Origin of the sequence: Curtobacterium sp. GD1 (assembly GCF_020882855.1) — a bacterium.
Classification (GTDB): domain Bacteria; phylum Actinomycetota; class Actinomycetes; order Actinomycetales; family Microbacteriaceae; genus Curtobacterium.
Genome location: NZ_JAFEVQ010000019.1, coordinates 50,866 through 77,329, shown reverse-complemented (window position 1 = coordinate 77,329; position 26,464 = coordinate 50,866). Strand labels below are relative to the sequence as shown.

General features: G+C 71.2%; 22 protein-coding genes, 1 tRNA gene and 1 pseudogene. 20 read left to right on the top strand and 4 right to left on the bottom strand.

Going from position 1 to position 26,464, the window contains the following annotated elements; translation table 11 throughout:
* The 11 genes and pseudogenes from JSX79_RS12060 to JSX79_RS12010 form a co-directional block, all read left to right on the top strand.
* Window positions 1-624: pseudogene (locus JSX79_RS12060) on the top strand (hypothetical protein); the annotation flags it as partial.
* A complete protein-coding gene (gene recR / locus JSX79_RS12055) occupies window positions 624-1,223 on the top strand; it encodes a recombination mediator RecR (RefSeq protein WP_070418402.1) in 600 nt (199 codons plus the stop codon). The pseudogene JSX79_RS12060 and the gene recR, both read left to right, overlap by 1 nt.
* A 131-nt stretch (window positions 1,224-1,354) precedes the next feature.
* On the top strand, window positions 1,355-2,620 hold the full coding sequence (locus JSX79_RS12050) for an aspartate kinase (protein WP_070418403.1): 1,266 nt from the start codon (window positions 1,355-1,357) through the stop codon (window positions 2,618-2,620).
* Between the two features lie 17 nt (window positions 2,621-2,637).
* Window positions 2,638-3,690, top strand: coding sequence for an aspartate-semialdehyde dehydrogenase (locus JSX79_RS12045; protein ID WP_229086468.1), 1,053 nt, complete (start codon window positions 2,638-2,640; stop codon window positions 3,688-3,690).
* Between the two features lie 93 nt (window positions 3,691-3,783).
* Entirely contained in the window at window positions 3,784-5,271 is a 1,488-nt protein-coding gene (locus JSX79_RS12040; protein WP_308061379.1) for a malate:quinone oxidoreductase, read from the top strand.
* 46 nt (window positions 5,272-5,317) lie between these two features.
* Window positions 5,318-6,481 carry an Rv2578c family radical SAM protein gene (locus tag JSX79_RS12035; RefSeq protein ID WP_229086467.1) on the top strand — a complete coding sequence of 388 codons (1,164 nt, stop codon included), beginning with the start codon at window positions 5,318-5,320 and terminating at the stop codon, window positions 6,479-6,481.
* 170 nt (window positions 6,482-6,651) lie between these two features.
* On the top strand, window positions 6,652-7,875 hold the full coding sequence (locus JSX79_RS12030) for a sensor histidine kinase (RefSeq protein ID WP_070418406.1): 1,224 nt from the start codon (window positions 6,652-6,654) through the stop codon (window positions 7,873-7,875).
* The gene (locus JSX79_RS12025; protein ID WP_229086465.1) at window positions 7,872-9,110 is read left to right on the top strand and encodes a hypothetical protein; all 1,239 of its coding nucleotides are present in this window, start codon (window positions 7,872-7,874) and stop codon (window positions 9,108-9,110) included. The genes JSX79_RS12030 and JSX79_RS12025 overlap by 4 nt, the downstream gene beginning before the upstream one ends.
* The gene (locus tag JSX79_RS12020; protein ID WP_229086463.1) at window positions 9,097-9,798 is read left to right on the top strand and encodes a response regulator transcription factor; all 702 of its coding nucleotides are present in this window, start codon (window positions 9,097-9,099) and stop codon (window positions 9,796-9,798) included. The genes JSX79_RS12025 and JSX79_RS12020 overlap by 14 nt, the downstream gene beginning before the upstream one ends.
* A complete protein-coding gene (locus tag JSX79_RS12015; protein WP_229086462.1) occupies window positions 9,798-10,424 on the top strand; it encodes a thymidine kinase in 627 nt (208 codons plus the stop codon). Before JSX79_RS12020 ends, JSX79_RS12015 begins: the two co-directional genes overlap by 1 nt.
* A gap of 130 nt (window positions 10,425-10,554) precedes the next feature.
* Window positions 10,555-11,598, top strand: a complete 1,044-nt coding sequence (locus JSX79_RS12010) for an LLM class flavin-dependent oxidoreductase (RefSeq protein ID WP_229086460.1) — start codon at window positions 10,555-10,557, stop codon at window positions 11,596-11,598.
* 177 nt (window positions 11,599-11,775) lie between these two features.
* Here the strand turns inward: JSX79_RS12010 and JSX79_RS12005 are convergent.
* The 3 genes from JSX79_RS12005 to JSX79_RS11995 all read right to left on the bottom strand — a co-directional run bounded on the left by JSX79_RS12005 (window position 11,776) and on the right by JSX79_RS11995 (window position 15,458).
* Window positions 11,776-11,849: transfer RNA gene (locus JSX79_RS12005), tRNA-Pro, on the bottom strand.
* Between the two features lie 94 nt (window positions 11,850-11,943).
* On the bottom strand, window positions 11,944-12,900 hold the full coding sequence (locus JSX79_RS12000; RefSeq protein WP_229086458.1) for a metallophosphoesterase: 957 nt from the start codon (window positions 12,898-12,900) through the stop codon (window positions 11,944-11,946).
* Window positions 12,897-15,458 carry a transglycosylase domain-containing protein gene (locus tag JSX79_RS11995; RefSeq protein WP_070418411.1) on the bottom strand — a complete coding sequence of 854 codons (2,562 nt, stop codon included), beginning with the start codon at window positions 15,456-15,458 and terminating at the stop codon, window positions 12,897-12,899. Before JSX79_RS11995 ends, JSX79_RS12000 begins: the two co-directional genes overlap by 4 nt.
* Before the next feature lie 50 nt (window positions 15,459-15,508).
* On the opposite strand from JSX79_RS11995, the gene JSX79_RS11990 reads away from it, so the two are divergent.
* Together JSX79_RS11990 and JSX79_RS11985 are read left to right on the top strand one after the other, a co-directional pair.
* A complete protein-coding gene (locus JSX79_RS11990; RefSeq protein WP_022907077.1) occupies window positions 15,509-15,667 on the top strand; it encodes a hypothetical protein in 159 nt (52 codons plus the stop codon).
* A complete protein-coding gene (locus JSX79_RS11985) occupies window positions 15,664-16,125 on the top strand; it encodes a RidA family protein (RefSeq protein ID WP_229086457.1) in 462 nt (153 codons plus the stop codon). Before JSX79_RS11990 ends, JSX79_RS11985 begins: the two co-directional genes overlap by 4 nt.
* A gap of 78 nt (window positions 16,126-16,203) precedes the next feature.
* On the opposite strand, the gene acs is transcribed toward JSX79_RS11985, so the two are convergent.
* Window positions 16,204-18,192, bottom strand: a complete 1,989-nt coding sequence (gene acs / locus JSX79_RS11980) for an acetate--CoA ligase (RefSeq protein WP_229086455.1) — start codon at window positions 18,190-18,192, stop codon at window positions 16,204-16,206.
* A gap of 603 nt (window positions 18,193-18,795) precedes the next feature.
* Between acs and JSX79_RS11975 the strand changes: the two genes are divergently transcribed.
* The 7 genes from JSX79_RS11975 (at window position 18,796) to JSX79_RS11945 (ending at window position 26,347) form a co-directional block, all read left to right on the top strand.
* On the top strand, window positions 18,796-19,794 hold the full coding sequence (locus JSX79_RS11975; RefSeq protein WP_229086452.1) for a TadA family conjugal transfer-associated ATPase: 999 nt from the start codon (window positions 18,796-18,798) through the stop codon (window positions 19,792-19,794).
* A gap of 8 nt (window positions 19,795-19,802) precedes the next feature.
* Window positions 19,803-20,639 (top strand): type II secretion system F family protein, encoded by an 837-nt coding sequence (locus JSX79_RS11970; RefSeq protein ID WP_229086450.1) that lies wholly within the window; start codon window positions 19,803-19,805, stop codon window positions 20,637-20,639.
* Window positions 20,640-20,767: 128 nt separating this feature from the next.
* Window positions 20,768-20,974 carry a DUF4244 domain-containing protein gene (locus tag JSX79_RS11965; protein WP_070418415.1) on the top strand — a complete coding sequence of 69 codons (207 nt, stop codon included), beginning with the start codon at window positions 20,768-20,770 and terminating at the stop codon, window positions 20,972-20,974.
* A 34-nt stretch (window positions 20,975-21,008) separates the two neighbouring features.
* On the top strand, window positions 21,009-21,314 hold the full coding sequence (locus tag JSX79_RS11960) for a TadE family type IV pilus minor pilin (RefSeq protein ID WP_229086448.1): 306 nt from the start codon (window positions 21,009-21,011) through the stop codon (window positions 21,312-21,314).
* 440 nt (window positions 21,315-21,754) lie between these two features.
* The gene (gene topA / locus JSX79_RS11955; RefSeq protein WP_229086472.1) at window positions 21,755-24,547 is read left to right on the top strand and encodes a type I DNA topoisomerase; all 2,793 of its coding nucleotides are present in this window, start codon (window positions 21,755-21,757) and stop codon (window positions 24,545-24,547) included.
* Complete coding sequence (tmk, locus tag JSX79_RS11950; RefSeq protein WP_229086447.1) at window positions 24,544-25,179, top strand: dTMP kinase; 636 nt, start codon at window positions 24,544-24,546, stop codon at window positions 25,177-25,179. The genes topA and tmk overlap by 4 nt, the downstream gene beginning before the upstream one ends.
* A 25-nt stretch (window positions 25,180-25,204) precedes the next feature.
* Complete coding sequence (locus tag JSX79_RS11945; RefSeq protein ID WP_229086445.1) at window positions 25,205-26,347, top strand: DNA polymerase III subunit delta'; 1,143 nt, start codon at window positions 25,205-25,207, stop codon at window positions 26,345-26,347.
* Window positions 26,348-26,464: the final 117 nt, after the last annotated feature.

Here is a 26,464-nt window from a genome sequence, read left to right as displayed (position 1 = left end):
GCCCCGGAGCCCACCGGCGCCCCGGTCACCGAGTGGGCCGTCGCCACGATCCCCGCCGCGGATCCCACCGCCGGGGCCGAGCGCTCGTGGTCGGCCCCGTTCGGCACCACCGACACCGGTGAGCCCGTCGCTCCCGTCCCGACCACGTCCGACCCGACGGTGGACGCGGCCCTCGCGGCACAGCTGCGCCCCGCGTCCTCGCTGGGCGCCCCCGCACCGCAGGCGACCCCGTCGACGCAGGCCGCGCCTCCCGGCAGTCCGGACACCGACGCCGACCGCGGCCCGGGCGCCGAGCCGTCCACCGGTCCGACCACCGCACCGTCCGGCGGTCCGGCCGCCGCACCGGGCGGCAGCCCGGACGTCCCCGTCGACGACTACCCGCTCGACGACGACCCGTACGGCGACGGCGACCCCTACCCCGACGCGCAGCAGACCGCCGCACCGCAGCAGCCCGCCGCCCCCGCGCCGGGCCAGCAGCGCCCGGCACCGGCCCAGCGCCCCGCCGCACCCGCACCGCAGGTCCGCCGGACCCCCGTCGCGGGCCGCTACGGCGAGGCCGTCGTCCGTGAGATCCTGAACGCCCAGTTCATCGAGGAGACCTCCCTCCACGAGGAAGGCGCCTGATGTACGACGGCATCGTGCAGGACCTCATCGACGAGTTCGGTCGCCTCCCCGGCATCGGACCGAAGTCGGCGCAGCGCATCGCGTTCCACATCCTCCAGACCGAGTCGTTCGACCCCACCCGGCTGTCCGAGCTCCTGGCGGACGTCAAGGAGCGGGTCCGCTTCTGCGAGATCTGCGGCAACGTCACCGAGAACGTGCAGTGCAGCATCTGCCGTGACCCGCGTCGGTCGCCGGCGGTCATCTGCGTCGTCGAAGAGGCGAAGGACGTCGCCGCGATCGAACGGACGCGCGAGTTCCGCGGGCTGTACCACGTGCTCGGCGGCGCGATCAGCCCGATCGACGGCATCGGCCCGGACGACCTGCGCATCCAGCAGCTCATGACGCGACTGGCGGACGGCACGGTGGACGAGGTCATCATCGCCACCGACCCCAACCTCGAGGGCGAGGCCACGGCGACGTACCTCAGCCGACTGCTCGTCCCGATGGGCATCCGCACGACCCGCCTGGCGTCCGGGCTGCCCGTCGGCGGTGACCTCGAGTACGCCGACGAGGTCACGCTCGGCCGCGCGTTCGAGGGCCGTCGGGTCGTCGGCGGCTGACCTGCCGGAGCCGAGCAGCGCGCAGGATCCTTGCGTCTGCACCGGCTCTGACGCAACATCCTCGAAACACCGACTACCATCATGAGACCGCGTGACAGTCGCGGAACCGTCGTCCCCGGGAGTACCAACCAGTGGCCTTGATCGTGCAGAAGTTCGGTGGATCGTCCGTCGCGGACGCCGAGAGCATCAAGCGCGTGGCGAAGCGGATCGTCCAGACGAAGAAGGCCGGCAACGACGTCGTCGTGGCCGTCTCGGCGATGGGCGACACCACCGACGAGCTCGTCGACCTCGCGCACTCCGTGACGCCGATCCCCGCCGGACGTGAACTCGACATGCTCCTCACCGCGGGGGAGCGCATCTCGATGGCGCTCCTGGCGATGGCGATCAAGAGCCTCGGGGTCGAGGCGTCGTCGTACACGGGCAGCCAGGCCGGCATGCTCACCGACGCCCAGCACGGCAAGGCCCGCATCGTCGACGTCACCCCGAAGCGCGTGCGCGAGGCACTCGACGCCGGGCACGTCGCGATCGTCGCCGGGTTCCAGGGCTTCAACCGCACGACCGGCGAGATCACCACGCTCGGCCGCGGCGGTTCGGACACGACGGCCGTCGCCCTCGCCGCGGCGCTCGACGCCGACATCTGCGAGATCTACACCGACGTGGACGGCATCTTCACCGCCGACCCGCGCGTGGTGCCGAAGGCCAAGAAGGTCGACCGCATCACCAGCGAGGAGATGCTCGAACTCGCAGCATCCGGTGCGAAGGTCCTCTACATCCGTGCCGTCGAGTACGCCCGTCGGCACGGCGTCACCCTGCACGTCCGCTCCTCCTTCAGCAACGCCGAGGGAACCATCGTCTACAACCCTGCAGAGGGGGAAACCGTGGAAGAACCGATCATCACCGGCATCGCCGGAGACCTCTCCGAGGGCAAGATCACCGTCGTCGGCGTGCCCGACACCCCGGGCAAGGCGGCGGAGATCTTCACGATCGTCGCCCGCGCCGGTGCGAACATCGACATGATCGTGCAGAACGTGTCCGAGGCCGTCACCGGGCGGACCGACATCTCGTTCACGCTGCCGAAGGACCAGGGCCAGGGCGTCCTGACCGCGCTCGAGGTCGCGAAGGCCGACATCGGCTACGAGGGCATCCAGTACGACGACCAGATCGGCAAGCTCGCCCTGGTCGGCGCCGGCATGCGCACGAACGCGGGCGTCTCGGCGGCGCTCTTCCGCGCCCTGCACGAGGCGTCGATCAACATCGAGATGATCTCCACCTCGGAGATCCGCATCTCGGTCGTCACCCGTGCCGACACCCTCAACGAGGCCATGCGCGTGGTGCACAACGCGTTCGGCCTCGACGCCGACTCCGAGGCCGTCGTCTACGCCGGCACCGGCCGCTGACCCGTCAGGAGCACCGCATGAGCACCCTCACCGTCGCCGTCGTCGGCGCCACCGGCCAGGTCGGCGCCGTGATGCGCCGCCTGCTCGAGGAACGCGCGTTCCCGGCCGACCACGTCCGGTTCTTCGCGAGCGCCCGGTCCGCCGGCACCACGCTGCCGTTCCGCGGCGAGCAGATCGTCGTCGAGGACTCCGAGACCGCCGACCCGTCGGGCATCGACATCGCGCTGTTCTCGGCCGGCGCCACCGCCTCGCGGGCACTCGCGCCCAAGTTCGCCGCCGCGGGCGCCCTCGTCGTCGACAACTCCAGCGCCTGGCGCATGGACCCGGACGTCCCGCTCGTCGTGAGCGAGGTGAACCCGCACGCCATCGACGATGCGCCGAAGGGCATCATCGCGAACCCGAACTGCACGACGATGGCGATCATGCCGGTCCTCAAGGTGCTCGACACCGAGGCCGGCCTCCGTCGTCTCGTCGCCACCACCTACCAGGCGGTCTCGGGTTCCGGGCTCGCCGGCGTCGAGGAACTGCTCGGCCAGGCGCGGGCAGCGCTCGAGCAGGACACCGCGGCCCTCACGCACGACGGCTCCGCCGTGACGTTCCCCGACCCGGTCAAGTACGTCCGCCCGATCGCGTTCGACGTCATCCCGCTCGCGGGCAGCATCGTCGACGACGGGCTGGGCGAGACCGACGAGGAGAAGAAGCTCCGCAACGAGAGCCGCAAGATCCTCGAGCTGCCCGACCTGCTCGTCGCCGGGACCTGCGTCCGCGTGCCCGTCTTCACGGGCCACTCCATCTCGGTCAACGCCGAGTTCGCGCGTCCGCTGTCGCCCGAGCGTGCGACCGAGATCCTCGCCGACGCACCCGGGGTCGAGCTCGCCGACGTCCCGACGCCGCTGCAGGCCGCCGGGCAGGACCCGTCCTTCGTCGGCCGGATCCGTGCGGACCAGTCCGCACCCGAGGGACACGGCCTCGCGCTCTTCGTCAGCAACGACAACCTCCGCAAGGGCGCCGCGCTGAACGCGGTGCAGATCGCCGAGGCGATCGTCGCGCGCCGGACGGTCGCTGCGTAACCCTGTGCGATCCAGGAGGCGCGGTGTCGGCTGGCACCGCGCCTCCTGGCGTTCCCGGCCCGGCTTGTCAGCCGACGCCGCTAGCATTGTCGGGTGGCAGTGAAGCAGGTGGACCCCATCGACGTCGTCCTGGTCGGGGGAGGGATCATGAGCGCCACCCTCGGCGCCATCATCCACCGGCTCGAACCCACCTGGAAGATCCGCGTCTACGAGCGCCTCGGTACCGTCGCGCAGGAGAGCTCGAACCCGTGGAACAACGCCGGGACGGGCCACTCCGCGCTCTGTGAGCTGAACTACACGCCGGAACTGTCGGACGGCCGTGTCGACATCAGCAAGGCCGTGACCGTCAACGAGCAGTTCCAGGTCTCGCGCCAGTTCTGGGCCCACCTCGTCGAGACCGGTGACCTGCCGGAACCGTCGAACTTCATCAACCCCACGCCGCACATCTCGTTCGTGTGGGGTGCCGACAACGTCGAGTACATGCGCAAGCGGTACGAGGCGATGCAGGACCACCCGCTCTTCGCCGGGCTCGAGTTCTCCGACGACCCGCAGCAGATCCGGAAGTGGGCGCCCGCGCTCATCCCGGGTCGGAAGAAGGACCAGCCGATCGCGGCGACCTACTCCGCCGCCGGGTCAGACGTGGACTTCGGGTCGCTCACCCGGCAGCTCTTCGACCAGCTCGAGATCGACGGTGTCGAGTTCGAGCCGTCGCACCAGGTCACGAAGCTCACGCGTTCGACCGTCAGCGAAGGCTGGGTGCTCGACGTCCGCAACGAGATCGGTCGGTCGACCCAGCGCATCGCGGCGAAGTTCGTCTTCGTCGGTGCCGGGGGCGGTGCCCTCCACCTGCTGCAGAAGTCCGGCATCCCGGAGATCCGCGGGTACGGCGGGTTCCCGGTCTCCGGCGAGTTCCTCCGCACCGACGACCCCGAGGTCGTGCAGAAGCACTCGGCGAAGGTCTACGGCAAGGCCAGCGTCGGTGCACCGCCGATGTCCGTCCCGCACCTCGACACCCGGATCGTCGACGGCAACGCCTCGCTCATGTTCGGGCCGTACGCGGGCTTCAGCCCGAAGTTCCTCAAGCAGGGCTCGCTCTTCGACCTGGTGAAGTCGATCCGGCCGCACAACCTCCGGCCGATGCTGAGCGTCGCGTTCTCCAACTTCGACCTGGTGCGCTACCTGATCGGGCAGCTCCTCGCCTCGAAGCAGACGAAGTTCGACGCCCTGCGCGACTTCATGCCGAGCGCCGAGCCGGGCAACTGGCACCGCATCACTGCCGGACAGCGCGTGCAGGTCATCAAGCCCGACAAGGACAAGGGCGGCGTCCTGCAGTTCGGCACCGAGGTCATCACCTCGGCCGACGGCTCGATCGCCGGCCTGCTCGGTGCGAGCCCGGGGGCGTCCACCGCGGTGCCGATCATGCTCGGCCTGCTCCGGAAGTGCTTCCCGGACCGCTGGGACCGCTGGGAAGCCGCGGTCCGCGTGATGGTGCCCACCTACGGGCAGGACCTCGGGTCCGACGCGGAGCTCGCCGACGCGACGCTCGAGCGCACGGCGAAGGTGCTCGGACTCCACCACTGAGCCGACCCCGCTTGCATGTCATTCGAACGTGTGTTCGAATGACTGCATGCGGTGGAGTGGGCAGGCGATCGATGCCTCGCGGAGCGATGCGCTCCCCGGGCTCGAGTCGAACAGCGGGTTCGTCCGGAGCGTGACGACGCCGGAGTTCGCGGGTGTCACCTTCCACGAGGTCCTGGCCAAGAGCGCGCTGAACCGCGTCCCGAGCGCGGACGGCAGTGGGACGTACGGGTGGACGATCAACCCGTACCGGGGCTGCAGCCACGCGTGCGTGTACTGCTTCGCCCGCCCGACGCACACCTACCTCGAGTTCGACGGGGGAGCGGACTTCGACCAGCAGATCGTCGTGAAGACCAACGTGGCCGACGTCCTGCACCGCGAGCTCACGAAGCCGAGCTGGGACCGCCACCCGGTCGCGCTCGGCACGAACACCGACCCGTACCAGCGGGCCGAGGGCAAGTACCGGCTGATGCCCGGTGTGATCCGTGCCCTGGCCGACTCGGGCACGCCGTTCAGCATCCTGACGAAGGGCACCCTGCTGCGCCGCGACATCCCGTTGCTGGTCGAGGCCGCGCGGTCGGTGCCGGTCGACCTGGCGATGTCGATCGCGGTCTACGACGACGAACTCCAGCAGCAGGTCGAGCCAGGCACCCCGACGACGGCGGCGCGCCTGGCGACGGTCCGGGCCATCCGTGACGCGGGCCTGACGTGTTCCGTGTTCCTCATGCCCGTCCTGCCGTACATCACCGACACCCGGGCTCACCTCGACGACGCCGTCGGGCGAGCCGCGGCGGCCGGGGCATCGAGCGTCATGTACTCCGCACTCCACCTGCGTCCCGGCGTGAAGCCCTGGTGGTTCGCGTGGCTCCAGCGCACCCGGCCGGACCTCGTCGAGCGGTACCGGTCGATGTACCTCGACAACACCTTCGCGCCGAAGGACTACCGGCGCTGGTTGTCCGAGCGGGTCCGTCCGATCCTGCGCGCGCACGGCATGGGGCTCGGACATGTCGATCCGGCGACCGGCTCGATGGGGTTCTCGAACCGGCTGAGCGAGCCGGGGGCAGCGCCCGCGACGCCGGCGGGAGCGATCTCCGGACCGTCGCCGTTCGAGGAGCAGTCCCGTCCGACGTCCTCGCCGCTCAAGCGCGCCGACCCGGGGTTCGACCAGCGCCTGGTCCCACGCGCTGCACCGGTCGTGCCGACGCTCTTCTGACGGGCTTCGGGCACGAGGGCGTCGGTCCGCGTTCGGGGGACACCGGGAACACCCGCGTGCCGGTATCATCGAGCGGGTCGCCGATCACTCCGACAATCGGGGTACACGGTCGCACCAACCGTGGTTGGATCGTGGGCGGCGTTCCCCCACGTCCGGAAGGACCCCCACCCGTGCTCGGCATCCCCACGCACCTCGCTCCGCGAGTGAACGCGTGGTCGACCGTGCGGGCCTTCCACGCCGCGGCGATCGGTTCGCTCGCCGCCGCCGCGATCGCCCTGGTGCTCTACCGCCTGGCCGAACCGGACGTCCGGGTGATCGGTGCCGTGCTGGCGCTGGTCCCGATGCTCGGCATGATCGCCGTCCACGTGCAGTTCGGCACGTGGCGGTCGGCCGTCGCGTTCCTCGTCGTCGGCGGGGTGTGCGCGTGGTGGTTCGCCGTGGTCGTGCAACGCGAGGTCCCCGCCGGGTGGGTCGCCTCGTACCTGCTCTCCCTGTCGATCATCCCGCTCGTGCTGGTGGGCGGTGCCGGCGCGGTCGCTGGGCGGGTGGCACTGTGGTCGATCGCCGGGTTCCTGGTCGGTCGGGTCGCGACGTCGATCGCGATCGCGCAGGCGGGCGGTCCCACGCACCCCCTCGTGCTCGCGTGGGTGACGCTCGCGTTCGTCATCGCCCTCGTGCTCATCACGAGCCGCAACACCGCCCGCTCCGAGCGTGTGCAGCCCGAGCTGCTCCGTTCTGCGCGCGAGGAGCACGTCTCCGCGTACCGCGCCGGGGTCGAGGCCGAGGCGGCGGCCATCCTGCACGACACGGTCCTCAACCACCTCGGTGCGATCGCCCTCGCGCCCGACGGCCCGATGGACCCGCAGCTCGCCCGCACGGTCGAGGCGGACGTCGCGATGCTCACGGGCAAGGAGTGGCTCGCGCCGGGGGCCCGCCCGGCCCGCGCCGAACCCGGTGCCGCGGTGCGCGCGTTCGAGCAGATGGTCGACGACCACCGGGCGCTCGGACTCACGGTGACCGTCACCGGTGACCCCGCGGCCCTCGTCCGGTTGGACCAGGCGGCGATGACGGCGATCCTCCGTGCCGTCGGCCAGTGCCTGGCGAACGTCCGGAAGCACGCGGGCACCGACGCGGCCGAGGTGAGCGTGTTCGACGACGGGGTGGCGTGCACGGTCATGGTGGTCGACGACGGGCGCGGTTTCGACGAGTCCACGACGAGCCCCGACCGGATGGGCCTGCGCGGATCCGTGCGGGAGCGGATCGGCCGGGTCGGCGGCGACGTGCAGGTGTGGTCGTCACCGGGCTCGGGGACGAGCGTCATGATGTCCGTGCCGTACGGTGCGGTCACCGGGACGACCCCGGTGCCGAACGCCGGGTCCGAGGTCGGTCGGTGACGCGCCCCGGTCCCGCCCGCGACGCCGGCCGCACCGCGCAGCAGTACGACCCGCTCGGCGCGATGGGGTCCCGCCCGCTGGCGATCGTGCTCGGCGCCTGCGGCGTGCTGTGGGCGCTGTTCGTGTCCGTCTTCGACCGGGACGTCGTCGGCAGCCCCACCCTGAGCGCCCTCACCGTGCTGCTCGTCGCGGCCTCCGGAGCGGTCGTGTTCGTCGCGTCGAGTCCGTTCCGCGCACCGTTCCCGCGCTGGGCCTTCGTGGTGCACGTGCTGCTCCTCGCCGCGGCGACGATCACGAGCGTCGCCGCCCAGTGGGGCCCGGACCGCAGCGCACTGAACGACTTCATGTCCCTGCTCGCCGCGACCGGCATCGTCATGACGGCGCCGTACCGACCCTGGACGGACCTGGCCCTGGGCGGCCTGCTGCTCGCGGTCGTCACCGGGGTCTCGTGGGGCATCGTGGCGTGGGCGTTCCCGCACCACGTCCCGATCGGGGTCGCGGCGTTCCTGGCGGCAGCGCCGACGCTCGTGCTCACCGCGGCCTCGGCGGTGTTCGCGTGGACGTTCGCCGGGCTCGCCGAGCGCGTGCAGATCCGTGCCGGGTCGTACTCGGTCGAGCGTGCGGAGCGCGACGGCATCGACGCCAGCGTGCAGCAGGACCGCTCGACGATCCTCGCCCGCGACGTCGCACCCTTCTTCGCCGAGCTCCGCACGCGCGAGGTCATCACCGACGCCGACCGCGCCCGGGCCCGGTCGATCGCCGACGGCATCCGGCGCTCGATGGTGGCCGACGCCGACCGGACCTGGTTCGAGCAGGCCGTCCGCACCGACGGTGGCACCGACGCCGTCGTCGACGACCCCGACGGGCTCATCGCCACCCTCGACGCCGACCAGCGCACGGTGGTCCGGACGTTCCTGCGGGCCGCACTGCGTGCCTCCACGGTCGACCCCGCCGGGTTCCGCGCCACGATCCGACGGACGGGGACGGACGACGGGGCGATCGGCGACTCGGACGGAGGCGCAGGCGGCGACGAGCGGACCACCGGCACCGCGCAGCCGCCCGCGACCGGCCGCGGCGTGACCGTCGCGATCGACCTCGCCGTCGCCGATTCCGACGTCGGCATCCACCGCACCTTCGACCCCTACTTCGCGGTCCTCCGCGTGACGTTCCCCGATCTGGACGTCGCGGTCCGACCCTCCGCCCTCGCACTAAGGTTCTCGTATGACCAGCACTGACCCGAGCCGGATCACGGATGGTGCGCCCGCCGTCCCGAACCCGGGGACACGACGCGTGCGGCTGGCGATCCTCGACGACCACGAGGTGCTGTTGGACAGCCTGTCGAGCTGGATCGCGGTGAACGCGTTCGACTTCGACCTCGCGCTGACGGCCCACACGTGGCTCGAGATGGTGCACAGCGAGAACTTCCCGACCGACCTGGTGTTCCTCGACTTCCAGCTCAAGGAACCCGTCTCGATCGAGGCCCGCGTGCGCACCTGCCGTGCCGCCGGGGCCAAGGTCATCGTCCTGTCGAGCGTCGACAGCCGAGAGTCCCGCGACCGTGCACTCGCCGCCGGCGCCGCCGCCTTCCTGTCGAAGTCGCTCCCCATGCGCGAGGTCATGGACGTCGCGCGCGAGATCATGGGCGTCGCGCGGGACACCCCGCCGCAGCGCGACTGGCGGCCGCTGCCGACCGGGGCGAACGCGCACCAGCGACCGAAGCTCAGCCACGGCGAAGAGGAAGCGCTGCGCCTGTACGTGTCGGGCTACTCGACGAACGAGGTCGCCGCGCAGATGAACGTGCAGTACGAGACCGCGAAGACCTACCTGCGCCGCGTGCGCGAGAAGTACAGCAAGGTCGGCCGGCCCGCGTCCAAGAAGTCCGACCTCATCCGTCGTGCGGCCGAGGACGGGTTCCTCGCGTAGTGGCGAAGCTCTACTTCCGCTACGGCGCCATGAACAGCGGCAAGAGCACCGGGCTCCTGCAGGCGGCCTACAACTACGAGGAACGCGGTCACCGGGTGCTCCTCGCGAAGCCGTCGGTCGACACCAAGGGCGACCGTGAGATCGTCTCGCGCCTCGGGGTGACCCGCACCGTCGACATCGTGTTCACGCCCGACGCCGACGTCCGTGCGGCGGTCACCGAGGCCGGTGCCACCGATCCCGAGTCGGACCGGCTCGACGGCGTGGTCCGGCCGGTCAGCTGCGTGCTCGTCGACGAGGCGCAGTTCCTCACGCCCCGCCAGGTCGACGACCTGCTGCGCATCGCCGTCCTCGACGAGGTGCCGGTCATCACGTACGGCATCCGGACGGACTTCCGCACCGAGGCGTTCCCCGGCAGCGCCCGCCTGCTCGAGGTCGCGCACTCGCTCGAGGAACTCAAGACGATCTGCCGCTGCGGCCGCAAGGCGGTCTTCAACGCCCGCAAGGTCGACGGACGGTTCGTCTTCGACGGATCGCAGGTCGCGATCGACGGCGTCGACGTCACCTACGAGTCGCTGTGCGCCAACTGCTACCTCACGGAGTCCGGCGGACGCCTCGACGGCGACTGACGGGGCCGCCGGCCCGCCTCGTGCAGACGCGACCGTCTGCCGGACTGGAGGCGCGGGTCGGCGCCGACCCGCGCCTCCAGGCCCGCACGCGGTGCGGAATGCACGTCGGCCGGGTGGCGTTGGCGACTGCATGAGCGACGCATCCGTGCACCTGTCCGTCCTCGACCTGGCGACCCGCGAGTACGGCCAGTCCAACACCGAAGCCCTGCAGGGCTCCATCGACATGGCGGTGCACGCCGAGAAGCTCGGCTACGAGCGCTTCTGGGTCGCCGAGCACCACGGCATGCCGGGGATCACGTCCTCCGCGCCGGCGGTGCTGCTCAGCGCCGTGGGTGCCGCGACGTCCACCATCCGGATCGGTTCCGGCGGTGTCATGCTGCCGAACCACGCGCCGCTCGTCATCGCCGAGCAGTTCGGCACGCTCCGCGCGCTCTACGGCGACCGGGTCGACCTCGGCCTCGGGCGTGCCCCGGGCACCGACGGCGCGACCGCGATGGCGCTGCGCCGCACCGACCGGCTCGACGTCGACGACTTCCCCGACCGGCTGGCCGACCTGATCGGCTTCTTCACCGGGATGGACCCCGCGAACCCCCTCGCCAGGATCCAAGCGGTGCCGGGCTACGGCGACGTGCCGGAGTTCTGGCTGCTCGGGTCCTCCGGGTACAGCGCGCAGGTCGCCGGTGCCCTCGGCGTCTCGTTCGCCTTCGCGCACCACTTCGCGTCGGACAACACCGAGGCCGCGCTCGCGCTCTACCGTGACTCCTTCCGGCCGTCGCGCTTCCGGCAGACCCCGAACGCGCTGATCGGCGTGCAGGTCGTCACCGACGAGGACCCCGCCGTGATCGACGAGCAGAGTGCCCCGGGCATGATCTCGTTCATCCGGATGCGGCAGGGCGCGAAGCCCGAGCCGGTGTCCATGGAGGAGGCCCGCGCGTACGAGTTCAGTGACCTCGAGCGGCGGTTCATTCAGGCACGGACCGAGCGTCAGGCGTACGGCACCGCGGACGAGGTCGCGGCGAAGATCAACGCCCTCGTGGCGTCGACCGGGGCGAACGGCGTGATCGTCGCTCCTGGCGCGGCCCAGGCGCGGTACCGGCACCAGGCGCTCGACGTGGTGGCGGGGCTGCACGCGGAGGGGCGGCTCGTGGCTGCGGGGGAGAGCGCGTCGGTCTGACGCGCCCGCGGCTACTCGCCCGCGGCCACTTCGTGAGCAGAAAAGGTCGGGTCGCCGCACGCCACCCGACCATTTCTGCTCACGAACGCGCGAGCGCCCCCGGCCGACACCCCACGCAAAGCAGAAGGCCCTGGTTCCGGAGAACCAGGGCCTTCTTCGTACTGTCTCAACACAGTGTCGGGGTGACAGGATTTGAACCTGCGACCTCCTCGTCCCGAACGAGGCGCGCTACCAAGCTGCGCCACACCCCGCGGTGTGGTCACTCCGTACCGGAGCAACCCCAGAAGTCTATCCGATGATCGGGGGTGGTCGTGACCATCCGGCGAACTCCCGGGCGCGTCGTGTTCAGTCCGTGCGGGCCGTCAGGGTGACCACGACGGCCTCGGGTCGGCAGGCGAAGCGGACCGGCGCGTAGATCGACGTGCCGAGGCCCGCAGAGACCTCGAGCCACGACCAGTGCCCACGGTGCTGCCACTTGTGCAGCCCGCTGACGTACCGACGCGGTAGGTCGCAGTTCGTGACGAGGGCACCCACGCCGGGGACCTGGACCTGGCCGCCGTGGGTGTGCCCGGCGAAGATGACGTCGGCGCCCTGGGTGACGAAGGCGTCGAGCACCCGGCGGTACGGCGCGTGGGTGATGCCGAGGGCGACGGGGGAGGGGCCGTCCTCGTCCTCCGACCAGGGCACGTCGCCGCGCATCTCGTCGACGTTGGTCGGCAGCAGGTCGAGCCGGTCCCAGTCGCGGTGGGCGTCCGACGTCCCGAACAGCTCGAACCGCGATCCGCGGAGTTCGATGGCGTGTGCCTGGTCGTTCACGTCCAGCCAGCCGAGGGACTCGAAGAACGCCGTCTGCCGGTCGATGTCGAGCTCGACCGGGCGGGTGCCGTGCTTGTGGGTGCTCGGGCCGCCGAAGTACTTGAGCGGGTTGCGCGGCGTCGGCCCGTAGAAGTCGTTCGACCCGTACGCGAACGCCCCGGGGACGCCGCGGAACGGCTCGAGCGCGTACCCCACCGCAGCGTTGGCCGTGGGGTGCCCGAGGTTGTCGCCGGTGTTGACGATGAAGTCGGGCTCGACGAGGCTCAGGTCACGCAGCCACTGCTGCTTGTCGGCCTGCCACGGCGCCATGTGGATGTCGGACAGGTGCAGCACCGTGACGTCGCGCGACCCCGGCGGGAGCACCGGGATGGTCTCCCACCGGATGCCGAACCGACGTCGCTCGACGAGCGTGCCCCAGGCCGCCGACGCGGCACCGACGGCCGCGCCCGCTGCGATGACCCCCAGCGCAGCGCGACCGCGACTCACTTGCAGTCCTTGGGCGCCTTGCCGTTCTTGTCGCCGTAGAGGGTCAGCGTCACCGCGGAGTCCTTGCTCGCCGCGGCGTGCACGCCCGGGTCGACCGAGGCCACACGGCACGTCTTGCCGGCGCCGCCCTTGACGTACGAGTCGGAGATGCTCACGTTCGAGAACCCGAGCTCGTTGAGCTTCGATCGCGCCGTGTCCAGCGTTGCTCCGGCGATCGCGGGCATGACGATCTGCGAGCCGTCGGAGGTGTAGACGGTGACGCTCGAACCGCTCGAGAGCAGCGAGTTGGCCGACGGCGAGGTCGACGAGACGGTGCCGGCCTTTGCGGAGCCCGGCTGCGCGCCGCCGTCCACGTAGGTGAACCCGGCGCCGGCGATCGCGGCCTTCGCTTCGGCAGCGGTCTTGCCGGTCACGTCCGGGACGGCCTTCGCGTTGCCGCGCAGGGCCGAGGACGACGGGTCCGTGAAGGCACCGGCCGGGTACAGCGCGTTCATCGGGGTCTGCGCCTGCCGCCAGACGTCCGCACGGGCGCTCGCGTAGGTGCCGCTGACACCGTTGCCGTAGTGACGGAGGTTGTTCTTGCCACCGTCGGTGTTGCCCTGCCAGTAGGCCGTGGCGACGCGGGTGCTCGACCCGACGAGCCAGATCTGGTCGGCGTCGTCGGTGGTGCCCGTCTTGCCGAACAGCTGGGTGCCGTCGTAGGTCTGGGCGCCGACCGCGGTACCGCCGGAGATCGTGCCCTTCATCGCGTAGACCGCGGTCTGCGCGACGGAGGGGTCGAGGACCTGCTTGCAGGCCTTCGGCTGGCCGCCGAGGCTCTTGCCCTCGGCGTTGGTGACGTTGTCGATCGCGATGGGCTCGCAGAAGGTGCCGTTGTTGGCGACGCCGGCGTACGCGGCGGCCATCGTCAGCGGCGCGATGTTGTTCGTGCCGAGGATGGAGGACGGGTACGAGTTGAGCTCGGTCTTGTCGTCACCGGAGTGCACGCCGAGGTCCTGCGCGGTCTGCTTGATGTCGCAGAGGTCGAGCTTGGCGGCCATCGAGGCGAACGCTGCGTTCACCGACAGCGCGGTCGCACGGGCGACGGTGTAGTTGCCGTTCTCACCCGCGGAGTCGTTCTTCGGCGCCCAGTTCGTGTAGCTCGGTTCGCCACAGTGCTGCCAGACGGCGGTGTTGTGCGGCGTCCCGTTCACGGTCTCGTTGAGGCCGTGGCCGGCCTTGAGCCACTGCAGCAGCGTGAAGAGCTTGTAGGTCGACCCGACCTGGAAGCCGATGCCGCCGCCGTACTTCTTGTCGACGCTGTAGTTGATCGACGTCGACGTCGGCGGGGACTGCAGCGACTGGTCGTAGTCCTTGTTCTGCGCCATCGTCAGGATGCGACCCGTGCCGACCTCGACCGAGTCGAGCGCTGCGCCGAGCTTGAAGTTCGTCTCGGCCTTGTTGTCGTAGGTGTTGAGCACCTGCTTCTGCTGCGCGTTGGCGTCGATGTCGAGCGTCGTCTGGATCTTGTAGCCGCCGTTGCGCCAGGCGGCGTCGCGCTCCTTCTGCGTGGCGCCGAGCTGCGACATCTCCTTGACGACCTGCACGGCGTAGTCGCAGAAGAACTGCGAGCCGTCGCCGACCGAGGCCTTGCAGCCCTGGGACGGCTGCGTCAGGTGGACGTAGTCCTTCGGGTTCGACTTGACGGCTTCGTCGTACTCGGCCTTCGTCAGGTGCTTCTGCGCGTACATCGACTTGAGGATGACGTTGCGGCGAGCGACGTTGGCGTCGTAGTACTTCGGGTTCGACAGGTTGCGCGTGTTCGGCGACTGCACGATCGCGAGGATCGAGGCGGCCTCGGCCGGGGTCAGGTCGGTCGCGCTCTTGTTGTAGTAGTGCTGCGCGGCGGCCTGCACGCCGTAGGTCTGGTCGCCGAAGTACGCGATGTTGAGGTACCCGGTGAGGATCTCCTTGTGGGTGTACTTCTTCGCGAGCCCGATGGCGAGCTTCATCTCCTCGAGCTTGCGGGGGATGGTCTGCTCGACAGCGTCGTTGTACGCCTTGAGACGCTCTTCCGGAGTGGTGAGCTCGAGCGCCTGGTTCATCTTGATGTTGCGGACGAGCTGCATGGTCAGCGTCGACCCACCGCCCGACTCGCCGAGGCCGCCCGCGAGGGAGCCCACGCCTGCGCGCACGAGCGAGGTCATGTCGACGCCGCCGTGGTCGTAGAAGCGCTTGTCCTCGCCGTCGATCGCCGCGTTCTTCAGCTGGTCGCTGATCTGGTCGAACTTCAGCTCCTGACGGTTCTGGTCGTAGACCGTCGCGAAGTGCACGCTCTTGCCGCCCTGGTACGCGTACAGCTCGTTGCGCTGCGGGAGGTCACCGATCTCGATGTACTCCGGCAGGGACTCGAACACGCCGATCGTCGACGTCGTCGTGACACCGGCGACCGCGATGGCCGGGGTGACACCGATCGTGACGAGCAGACCGGCGAGCACGCTGAAACCGACGAAACCGACGAAGGCGCCGACTGCAGAGACGGGCTTGGTCCGCGAGGCAGACGTCTTCTGGGCAGACATAGGATGCAGCCTAAACGACACCGCCGACTGAAAGGCTGGCAAGGATCTCCATGACTCGCTGGGAATACCTCACGACCCCGTTGATCATCCACAACACCACCGCCATCCTCAACAACTTCGGTGACGAGGGGTGGGAACTCGTCCAGGTCGTCACCGGCCCCGAGGGCGGACTCGTCGCCTACCTGAAGCGCCCGAAGGCCGACGCATGACCGTCGCGGACCGGCTCGCCGAGCTCGGGCTGACCCTGCCGGCGGTCGCGGCCCCCGTCGCGGCCTACGTGCCCGCCGTCGTCACCGGCCGGTGCGTCTACACGGCCGGTCAGCTGCCGTTCGTGGACGGTTCGCTGCCGGTCACCGGCAAGGTGGGCGGCACGGTCGACGCCGAGACCGCCACGGCCCAGGCGCGGGTGGCGGCACTCAACGCCCTCGCCGCCGTCGAGTCGGTCGCCGGTTCGCTCGACCGGGTCGCCCGGGTCGTCAAGGTCACGGTGTTCGTCGCGTCCGACGCGTCCTTCACCGGGCAGCCGGGTGTCGCGAACGGCGCATCGACGCTCGTCGGCGACGTGTTCGGCGACGCCGGCGTCCACGCGCGGAGCGCGGTGGGCGTCGCCGTGCTCCCGCTGGACGCGCCGGTCGAGGTCGAGCTGGTGGTGGAACTCACCGACTGACGGACCGTCAGCAGCGCACGTCACGCGAGCCGCGCCTCCAGTCCGATCGGACGGGAGGCGCGGCTCGCGTCGTTCCTGCTACATGAGTTCCGAGATGGTCGCCATGATCGTCGGGTCGGCCAGCGTGGTCGTGTCGCCGATGCGACGGCCCTCGGCCGCGTCGCGGAGCAGGCGACGCATGATCTTGCCGGAGCGTGTCTTCGGCAGCTCGGGCACGATCACCACCTGCCGGGGCTTCGCGATGGCGCCGATCCGCTTGCCCACCCAGTTCCGGAGCTCCGCGGCGGCGGACTCGCGGTCGACGTCGGCCGCCGCTTCCGACGTGAGGATGACGTAGGCGACGACCGCCTGCCCGGTCGTCTCGTCGGCGGCACCGACGACCGCGGCCTCGGCCACGCCCTCGTGCCCGACGAGGGCCGACTCGATCTCGGCCGTCGACAGGCGGTGTCCCGACACGTTCATGACGTCGTCGACGCGGCCCTGGATCCAGATGTCGCCCTGGCCGTCGAGTCGGGCGCCGTCGCCCGCGAAGTACCGACCGGGGAAGCGTGACCAGTAGGTCTCGACGAAGCGGTCCGGGTCACCCCAGATGCCGCGTGCCATCGACGGCCACGGCTCGGTGATGGTGAGGTAGCCGCTCTCGCCGGGGTCGGCGCGGTGGCCGTCGTCGTCGACGATCTCGGCGACGATGCCGGGCAGCGGTGTCTGGGCGGCACCGGGCTTGAGCTTCGTGACGCCGGGGAGCGCGGAGATCATGATGGCGCCGGTCTCGGTCTGCCACCACGTGTCGACGATGGGCGTGCGGTCGTGGCCGATGACCTGGCGGTACCAGTTCCACGCCTCGGGGTTGATCGGTTCGCCGACGCTGCCGAGCAGGCGGAGGGTCTCGAGGCTGCGGGCCTCCGGGACCGCGCGGCCGGCCTTCATCGCGGCGCGGACCGCGGTCGGCGCGGTGTAGAGGACCGTGACGCCGTACGCGTCGACGATGTCCCACCAGCGGCCGGGCTTCGGCTCGTCCGGGGTGCCCTCGTAGAGCACCTGCGTGACGCCGTTCGCGAGGGGGCCGTAGACGACGTAGGAGTGCCCGGTGATCCAGCCGATGTCGGCGGTGCACCAGTAGACGTCCTTCTCCGGGTGCATGTCGAACACGTTCTTGTGCGTGTACGCCGCCTGGGTCAGGTACCCGCCGGAGGTGTGCACGATGCCCTTCGGCTTCCCGGTCGTGCCCGAGGTGTAGAGGATGAAGAGGGGCGTCTCGGCGGGGAAGGCCTGCGCCTCGTGGGTGGGGTCCGCCTTCGCCAGTTCGTCGTGCCACCAGAGGTCGCGCTCGTTCCAGGCGATGTCGTTGCCGCCGCGCTTGACGACGAGGACGTGCTCGACGCTGTCGGTGCCCTCGCCCTCGAGTGCCTCGTCGACCGCGGGCTTGAGTGCTGAGACCGCGCCACGGCGCCAGCCGCCGTCGGCCGTGACGACGAGCTTCGCGCCGGCGTCCTCGATGCGGGCGCGGAGGCTCTCGGCGCTGAAGCCACCGAACACGACCGAGTGCACGGCGCCGATGCGGGCGACGGCGAGCATCGTGACGACGGCCTCGGGGATGAGGGGGAGGTAGACGACGACGCGGTCGCCCTGCCCGACGCCGAGGTCGGTGAGCATGTTCGCGGCGCGCTGCACGTCGGCGGTCAGCTCGGCGTAGGTGATGCGTCGGGTGTCACCGGGAGCGCCCTCGAAGTGGATCGCCACCCGGTCGCCGTTGCCCGCGCGGACGTGCCGGTCGAGGCAGTTCTCGGCGACGTTGAGCGTGCCGTCGGCGAACCACTTCGCGAACGGGGCTCCGGACCAGTCGAGGGTCTGGGTGAACGGCGTCCGCCAGTCGAGGAGCGCGCGGGACTGGTCCGCCCAGAACGCCTCGCGGTCGGCGGAGGCGGCCTCGTGCAGGTCCTCGTGTGCGACGGCGTCGGCGACGAACTCCGGCGACGGGGGGAACGTGGCGTCTCGGCCGGCGTCCGGGGTGTCCGGGCTGCCGGGGGCTCCGTCGTTGCGGGGGTCGGCCTGGGTCGGAGCGGACATCGATGTCCTTTCGCGTCGTTGCGGCAGGGGTGCAGTCGGAGACTACCCCTCGGCATGGGCGCGGGTCGGCGGGGGCGTGTGCGGCCGTGGCGGCCCTGTTCGCTCTGGGCGTGCACCGCGGCACGCCCAGAAGTCCATCCGGGGGTTGCTTCCGGAGGCCGATCATGGGGTACAGTAGTTCCCGCTGGACTCGTTTCCGGCGGCAACGGTTCGGATTCCCCCCAATCCACCGATGTCAAGGCGGCACTGTTCCCCCCAACCGGTGCCGCCTCTTCTCGTTTCCGGGCCGGTTCGTGCCACGGATGACCGCGCTCGTGGTCGGTGACACGCGTCGATCCGCGCGGGCATGCCGAAGCGTGGACAGACCTGTCCATGCTCCTGCATGGAACGGCGCATCGGTTTATTCGACACGTGTTGCACAACCGGACTCGGCCCCGCTCGGTGGGCCGTGGCGTGCGGGTGTTCCGACGCAGGGACACCGAGTGGGGTACGGCATTGCGTGCCGGGGTACAAAACGGTCCGTTGCTCGCCGAGCGGGCAGCTCTCCACAGAAGGTGGAGCGGACCTCCGAGCGGCGACGGCCGTTCCCTACTCTCTGGTCGCATGCACCGACACCGTGCCGACGCCCCGTTCCTGCCCGGCGCCACGCGACCGATCCGGAGTCGGGACGTCGTCGCCACCGAGTTCGAGGAGCTCGCCGCGCTCGTCGGCGACGCAGGCGTCACCGACGTCCTCGTGGTCGGCGGCCGCGGGACGTGGGTCGACCGGGGGCACGGGCTCGAACGAGCCGGACCCGAGCTGCCCGAACGGCGGGTGCGGGAACTCGCGACCGAACTCGTGGCACGGGGCGGGCGGCACGTCGACGAGACCACGCCCTGCGTCGACGTCCGCCACGGCGACGGCATCCGTGTGCACGTCGTGCTCGCACCCGTGTCCGTCGGCGGGACCGCGGTCTCGATCCGACTGCCCGCGCCGACACGCCCGACCCTGCAGTCGCTCGAGGCGCTCGGAGCGTTCGCGCGCGTCCCTCGGTCGGTCCTCGAGCGAGCGGTCGACGAGCGCCGCAACGTGCTCGTCACCGGCGCGACCGGGAGCGGCAAGACCACCATGCTCGCCGCGATGCTGGCGGCCGTCCCGCCCGACGAGCGGATCGTCACCGTCGAGGACGTCGCCGAACTCCGGATCGACCACCCGCACGTCGTCACGCTCGAGGCCCGGCAGGCGAACGCCGAGGGTGCCGGTGCGCTCGGCCTCGACCGGCTCGTCCGCGAAGCGCTCCGCATGCGACCCGACCGCATCGTCGTCGGGGAGTGCCGGGGCGCCGAGGTCCGCGAGCTCCTCTCCGCCCTGAACACCGGGCACGACGGGGGAGCGGGGACGGTGCACGCCAACGGGATCGCCGACGTGGCGGCACGGCTCGAGGCACTCGGTGCGCTCGCCGGGCTCGGGCCGGAGGCGCTCGCCCGGCAGACGGTCAGTGCGCTCGACCTGGTGGTGCACGTCGAGCGGCACGCGGGTCGGCGGCGGCTGGGTGCGGTGGGTGCGTTCCGTGTCGGTCCGGACGGGAGGCTCGTGGTCCGTCCGGTGGACCGGTCGCGGTGAGACGGTCGGTGCGCCCACGGCGCGCGGCGCTCGACCCAGCGGCGGCGGCCCGGACGCTGGACCGGGTCGCGACGCTCGTCGCCGCCGGCGTCCCACCCACCCGGGCGTGGGCACTGGTGGGCGGCTTCCCGCAGGACGCCGGCCCCGCGTGGCAGGACGTCGCCGCCGTGCTCCGCGTCGCCGAACACACCGGGGCACCGTCGGCGGGCACCGTCCGCGCACTCGCCGGAGCGCTCCGGCGGTCGGCGGCGTCGGACCGCGCCGTCCTCGTGGCACTCGCCGGTCCACGAGCGAGCGCCCGGGTGGTGCTCGCGCTGCCGCTGCTCGGCCTCGCGCTCGGGTCGACCTGGGGATCGGGTGCCGTCCAGGTGCTCGTGGCGTCGCCGGTCGGCTGGACCTGCGTCGTCCTCTCCACCGCGCTGGTCCTGCTGGGGCGGGCGTGGACCGCGCGCCTCGTCCGTGCGGCGACGCCCGACGGGCACCTGCCGGGCGTGCTGCTCGACGCGTGGGCGGTCGCGGTGTCCGGCGGTGGGTCGTGGGCGGACGGGGGAGCGGCCGTGCGGACCGCCTTCGCCGACCGACCGTGCCGTGCTGCGGACGGCGAACACCTCCGGGAGGTCCTCGCACTCGCGCAGCGTGCCGGGGTCCCGGCGGCGTCGCTCCTCCGCGCCGCTGCAGAGGACGTCCGCGACGACGTCGCCGCCGCGGGACTCGCCGCTGCGGAACGACTCGCGGTCCGGCTCGTCCTGCCGCTCGGGGTGTGCGTCCTCCCCGCGTTCGTGCTCGTCGGGGTCGTCCCGGTGGTGGTCGGGGTCCTCTCCTCCACCGTCGTCGACGTCGGCTGATCCTCCACAGATCCGGTGACCGGTCCCGTGTCGAGGGACGCCCGCGGCGAGGCTGGTCGCATCGCATCGCATCGCATCGCATCGCATCGCATCGCATCGCATCGCACCGCATCAGGAAGGACAGTCACATGACCGACACACCCAGCACGCACCGCCAGCCCCTCGGCGCCCGACTCCGGCGACGACTCGACGACGACCGGGGATCGGCGACGGCCGAGTACGCGGTGGTGATCCTCGCCGCCGTCGCGTTCGCCGGGGTCCTCGTCGCCGTGATGCGCTCCGGAGAAGTGCAGAGCATCCTCACGGAACTCGTCCGTGGTGCGCTGTCCCTCTGACCCGCGCCCGGCGGCGGACGGGGAGCGCGGCACCGTGAGCGTCGAGTTCGCGGTCGTGCTCCCCGTCGTGGCACTCGTCCTGACCTCGCTCGTCGCCGCGGTGCTCGTCGTCGACGGCCTCGGACGCCTCCAGCTCGCGGCGGCCACGGCGGCACGAGCGTTCGGTCGCGGGGACGACGACGCCGGGCGCGCAGCCCTCGAGCACCTCGCACCCGGGGCCGGCATGACGGTGGACCGCGACGGAGGCGTAGTCTGCGTCCGGGCAGCACGAGGGGCCGCGGGGCCGTTCGACGCCGTCCCGCTCCGTGCCACCGGCTGCGCTGCGGAGGACGGACGGTGAACGAGCGCGGGTCCGCCGCGGTCCTCCTCTCGGCGGTCGTCGGCATCGTCCTCGTCGTCCTGACCGCGGCGCTCGCCGGAGCCGGACTGCGCGTGGCCACGATCCGCGCCCAGGCCGCTGCCGATGCCTCGGCGCTCGCGGCGGCGGCGGCCCTCGTCGGGCTCGTCCCGGGCGAACCCTGTTCCGTCGCGACGCGCGTGGCAGCGCGGAACCAGGCAGCCGTCGACACCTGCGGGACGGCTGCCTCCGCCGCGCGGGTCCGGGTCGTGGTCGGCGGCGGACCGTTCGCCGTGGGCGCAGTCGCAGTCGCCGGTCCGGCGGACGACCAGCCCGAACACTATGTGTATGGTGTGCCTGTCGGCCCCCGGTCATCGGTGCCCCGGTCGACCCGGACGCGCTCGTCGTCCAGGGCCGACGCGCACCATCGATCAAGGAGACACGTGCCAGGCACGAAGAAGCTCGTCATCGTCGAGAGCCCCGCGAAGGCCAAGACGATCGCGCAATACCTCGGTGACGGATACGAGGTCCAGGCGTCCGTCGGACACATCCGGGACCTCGTCGAGCCCAAGAACCTGCCGGCGGAGCTCAAGAAGGGCTCGCTCGGCAAGTTCTCGGTCGACGTCGACAACGGCTTCGAGCCCTACTACGTCGTCTCGGACGCGAAGAAGAAGACCGTCTCCGAGCTGAAGCGTGCGCTCAAGGAAGCCGACGAGCTCTACCTCGCAACTGATGAGGACCGCGAAGGCGAGGCCATCGCGTGGCACCTGCTGCAGGTCCTGAAGCCCAAGGTGCCGGTCAAGCGCATGGTCTTCCACGAGATCACGAAGGAGGCGATCCAGCGCGCGCAGGAAGCCACCCGTGAACTCGACACCGCGCTCGTCGACGCGCAGGAGACCCGCCGCATCCTCGACCGTCTCTACGGGTACGAGGTCTCGCCCGTGCTCTGGCGCAAGATCGGTCCGGGGCTCTCGGCCGGCCGCGTGCAGTCCGCTGCCACGCGTCTCGTCGTCGACCGTGAGCGCGAACGCCTCGCGTTCGTGTCCGCCAACTACTGGGACCTCAGCGCGCGCTTCGAGAAGGAGGGCGACGCCGCCTTCACCGCTCGACTCGCGCGGGTCCAGGGGACCCGGGTCGCCTCCGGTCGTGACTTCGACGACCGCGGTGCCCTGAAGGGCGAGGCCGTCCGCCTCGACGAAGCCGCCGCGGCCGCGCTCACCACCGTGCTCGAGCGTGCCGGTGACGCCACCGTCCGCAGCGTCGAGTCGAAGCCCTACACGCGCCGCCCGGCAGCACCGTTCACGACGTCGACCATGCAGCAGGAAGCGGCGCGCAAGCTCCGCCTCTCGCCGCGACAGACCGCCCGTGCGGCGCAGACGCTGTACGAGAACGGCTACATCACCTACATCCGTACGGACTCGGTCAACCTGTCGAAGCAGGCGCTCGACGCCGCTCGCAAGCAGGCGGCAGACCTCTACGGCGCCGCGACCGTGCCGGACAAGCCGCGCGTCTACGCGAGCAAGAGCAAGAACGCGCAGGAAGCGCACGAGGCGATCCGCCCCGCCGGCGACACGTTCCGCACTCCGTCGCAGCTCGAGGGGACGCTGACCGGTGTCGAGTGGCGCCTCTACGACCTCATCTGGAAGCGCACCATCGCGTCGCAGATGGCGGACGCCAAGGGCTCCACGGCGTCGATCGTGCTCGGCATCTCCTCCGGGGAGTCCGTCGAGGGCATCCCGGCCACGGCGAACGGCACCGACGCCGAGTTCACGGCGTCCGGCACGGTCATCACCTTCCGCGGGTTCCTCAACGCCTACGAAGAGGGCAAGGACGAGGACCGCCACGAGTCCTCGGACCGCTCGGGCAACGACGTGGCGCTGCCGGACGTCAAGGAAGGCGAGCACCTCGCCGTCGACGACGTCGTCGCGAAGGGGCACGACACCACCCCGCCGCCGCGCTACACCGAGGCGAGCCTCATCAAGACGCTCGAAGACCTCGACATCGGTCGCCCGTCGACCTTCCCGACGATCAGCCCGACGATCATCGACCGCGGCTACGTGTCGCTGCGCGGGACCCAGCTCGTGCCGAACTGGATCGCGTTCAGCGTGGTCCGGCTGCTCGAGGAGTACTTCGGTGACCTCGTGCAGTACCAGTTCACGGCCGACATGGAAGCCGACCTCGACCGGATCGCGAACGGCGACGCCGACCGGGTCGACTGGCTCAAGGAGTTCTACTTCGGTGGTGGTGACCAGCGCGGGCTCCGCACGGTCATCGACAACCTCGGCGAGATCGATGCGCGCGAGATCAACTCCGTCGAACTGGCGCCGGGGCTGACCCTCCGCATCGGTCGCTACGGCCCCTACATCGAGGTGCCGAGCGACGACCCCGAGAAGCCCCGTCGCGTCAACGTGCCCGAGGACCTCGCTCCCGACGAGCTCACCGCCGAGAAGGCCCGCGAGCTCGTGGACGCCCCGGTGCTCGGTGACCGCGTCGTCGGCATCAACCCCGAGACCGGAAAAGAGGTCCTCGCGAAGGACGGCCGGTTCGGGCCGTACGTGACCGAGCGCACCCCGGAGCCGGAACCCGCGGTCGACGCCGCGACGGGCGAGGTGCTCGACGCGCAGGCCACGCCGGCCGCCGCCGAGGCGGAGCCCGCAGCGAAGACCACCGCGAAGGGTGCCGCGAAGAAGCCACCGGCGAAGAAGACCACGAAGAAGCCCGCGGCGCCCAAGGAGCGCACGGCGTCCCTCTTCAAGTCGATGGACCCGCAGACGGTCGACCTCGAGACGGCGCTGAAGCTGCTCGACCTGCCGCGGGTCGTCGGCAAGGACCCCGAGTCCGGCGACGACATCACCGCGCAGAACGGCCGCTACGGTCCGTACCTCAAGAAGGGCACGGACACCCGGACCCTGCCGGGCGAGGACGCGATCTTCGACATCGACCTCCCCGGTGCGCTCGAGCTCTTCGCCCAGCCCAAGTACGGCGGCCGCAGCTCGGCGAGCGCAGCGCTCAAGGAGTTCGACGCCGACCCGGTGTCCGGCAAGCCGATCAAGATGAAGGACGGCCGGTTCGGTCCCTACGTCACGGACGGCGAGACCAACGCGACGATCCCGCGCGGCGAGGACGTCGAGGCGGTCGACCACGCCCGCGCCGTGCAGCTCATCGCGGACAAGCGCGCCAAGGGGCCGGTGAAGAAGAAGGCACCGGCGCGGAAGCCGGCGGCCAAGAAGAAGTGACCGGCCGGTTCATCACGCTCGAGGGCGGCGACGGTGCGGGCAAGACGACCCAGGCGGAGCTGCTGACGGCCTGGCTCGAGGAGCACGGCCGGACCGTGGTGCGCACCCGTGAACCGGGCGGCACCGACCTCGGCACGCGGATCCGCGAGATCGTCCTGCACGAGCGCGGCCACGTCGCGCCACGAGCCGAGGCCCTGCTCTACGCGGCCGATCGCGCGCACCACATCGAGACCCTCGTCCGCCCCGCCATCGCTCGCGGCGACGTGGTGCTGCAGGACCGGTACATCGACTCCTCGGTGGCGTACCAGGGGGTCGCGCGCGGCCTCGGCGCCGAGCACATCCGTTCGGTGTCGGACTGGGCGTCGGACGGGCTCACGCCGGACCGCACGATCCTGCTCGACCTCGACGTCACCGTCGGGCGTGCGCGGGTGGCCGCGGCGCGCGGGGACACCTTCGACCGACTCGAGTCCGAGGCCGAGACGTTCCACGAGACGGTCCGCCAGGCGTTCCTCGACATGGCCGCCGCCGAGCCCGAGCGCTTCCTCGTCGTGGACGCGTCCGCCCCGGCCACGGACGTCCAGCGCGCGATCCGTGCCGCGGTCGCTCCACTGGTCGGGATCGTCGAGGGATGACGGTGGCGGCTGGCAGGATGATCCCGTGAGCGTGTGGGACGGCCTGACTGGGCAAGAGGAAGCGGTCGCGTCGCTCCGCAACGCGGCCGAGTCGCCCGACGGCACCGGTGGCATGACGCACTCGTGGCTGATCACCGGGCCTCCCGGCTCCGGCCGGTCGAACGTCGCGTCCGCCTTCGCCGCCGCACTCGTCGGCAACGGTCCCGACGACGACCACACGCTCCAGCAGATCACCGCGAAGACCCACCCCGACGTCTCGGTCCTGACCACGCAGCGGGTCATCATCACCATCGACGAGATCCGGCAGCTCGTCACGTCGTCGCACTACTCGCCCTCCGTCGGCCGGTACCGCGTGGTGATCATCGAGGACGCGGACCGCATGACGGAACGCACGTCGAACCTGCTCCTCAAGGCGCTCGAGGAACCGCCGGAGCGCACCGTGTGGATCCTCTGCGCCCCGAGCGAGGCCGACCTGCTGCCGACGATCCGGTCGCGCGTGCGGTCGGTCCGCCTCCGCGTGCCGGGCATCGAGTCCGTCGCAGACCTGCTCGTCACCCGGACCGGTGTGGACCGCGTCCTCGCGATGGACGCCGCACGCCAGGCGCAGAGCCACATCGGCATGGCACAGCGTCTCGCCACCAGCGAGGACGCCCGCGACCGTCGACGCCGCACGCTCAGCACGGTGCTCGGCGTCCGGACCGTCGGAGACGCCGTGATGGCCGCCGCCGACCTGCTCGCCGTCGCCGACGAGGACGCCAAGGCGATCACGCAGCAGCGCGACGCCGAGGAACGTGACGCCGCGATGCGCTCGCTCGGCATCGAGCCCGGCGGCACGATCCCGCCGGCACTCCGTTCGCAGCTGCGCCTGCTCGAGGAAGACCAGAAGCGTCGGGCGACGCGGAGCCTCCGGGACGGGCTGGACCGGATCCTCGTTGATGTCTCGTCGCTGTACCGTGACCTGTTGCTGCTCAGGCTCGGGGCGCCGGCGGAACCGGTGAACCTCGCGATGCGGGAACAGCTCGACCACGCGCTGCAGTCGGTGCCCCCGGCCGCTGCGCTCGAGGTGCTCGACGCCATCGCGCTCGCTCGGCAGCGCATCGCCGCGAACGTGGCGGCCCTCCTCGCGCTCGAGGCGCTGCTCGTCACCATCGCCCGCGCGCGCCGCTGACCCGCGCCCTGGGCCGGACCACCTGCCCGAGGTGAGACGCAGGACGCGCTCGCACCGCGCCTCCAGGCCGTCCCGAACCGCACCCTGTGACGTTCCCCATCCGCCCGCGCCCCCGCG

What these genes read in the sequence shown, in the direction of transcription:
- recR (WP_070418402.1), top strand. Translation starts at nt 624, where the DNA reads ATGTACGACGGCATCGTGCAGGACCTCATCGACGAGTTCGGTCGCCTC.
- JSX79_RS12045 (WP_229086468.1), top strand. Translation starts at nt 2,638, where the DNA reads ATGAGCACCCTCACCGTCGCCGTCGTCGGCGCCACCGGCCAGGTCGGC.
- JSX79_RS12035 (WP_229086467.1), top strand. Translation starts at nt 5,318, where the DNA reads ATGCGGTGGAGTGGGCAGGCGATCGATGCCTCGCGGAGCGATGCGCTC.
- JSX79_RS12020 (WP_229086463.1), top strand. Translation starts at nt 9,097, where the DNA reads ATGACCAGCACTGACCCGAGCCGGATCACGGATGGTGCGCCCGCCGTC.
- JSX79_RS12010 (WP_229086460.1), top strand. Translation starts at nt 10,555, where the DNA reads ATGAGCGACGCATCCGTGCACCTGTCCGTCCTCGACCTGGCGACCCGC.
- JSX79_RS11995 (WP_070418411.1), bottom strand. Translation starts at nt 15,458, where the DNA reads ATGTCTGCCCAGAAGACGTCTGCCTCGCGGACCAAGCCCGTCTCTGCA.
- JSX79_RS11990 (WP_022907077.1), top strand. Translation starts at nt 15,509, where the DNA reads ATGACTCGCTGGGAATACCTCACGACCCCGTTGATCATCCACAACACC.
- JSX79_RS11985 (WP_229086457.1), top strand. Translation starts at nt 15,664, where the DNA reads ATGACCGTCGCGGACCGGCTCGCCGAGCTCGGGCTGACCCTGCCGGCG.
- acs (WP_229086455.1), bottom strand. Translation starts at nt 18,192, where the DNA reads ATGTCCGCTCCGACCCAGGCCGACCCCCGCAACGACGGAGCCCCCGGC.
- JSX79_RS11975 (WP_229086452.1), top strand. Translation starts at nt 18,796, where the DNA reads ATGCACCGACACCGTGCCGACGCCCCGTTCCTGCCCGGCGCCACGCGA.
- JSX79_RS11965 (WP_070418415.1), top strand. Translation starts at nt 20,768, where the DNA reads ATGACCGACACACCCAGCACGCACCGCCAGCCCCTCGGCGCCCGACTC.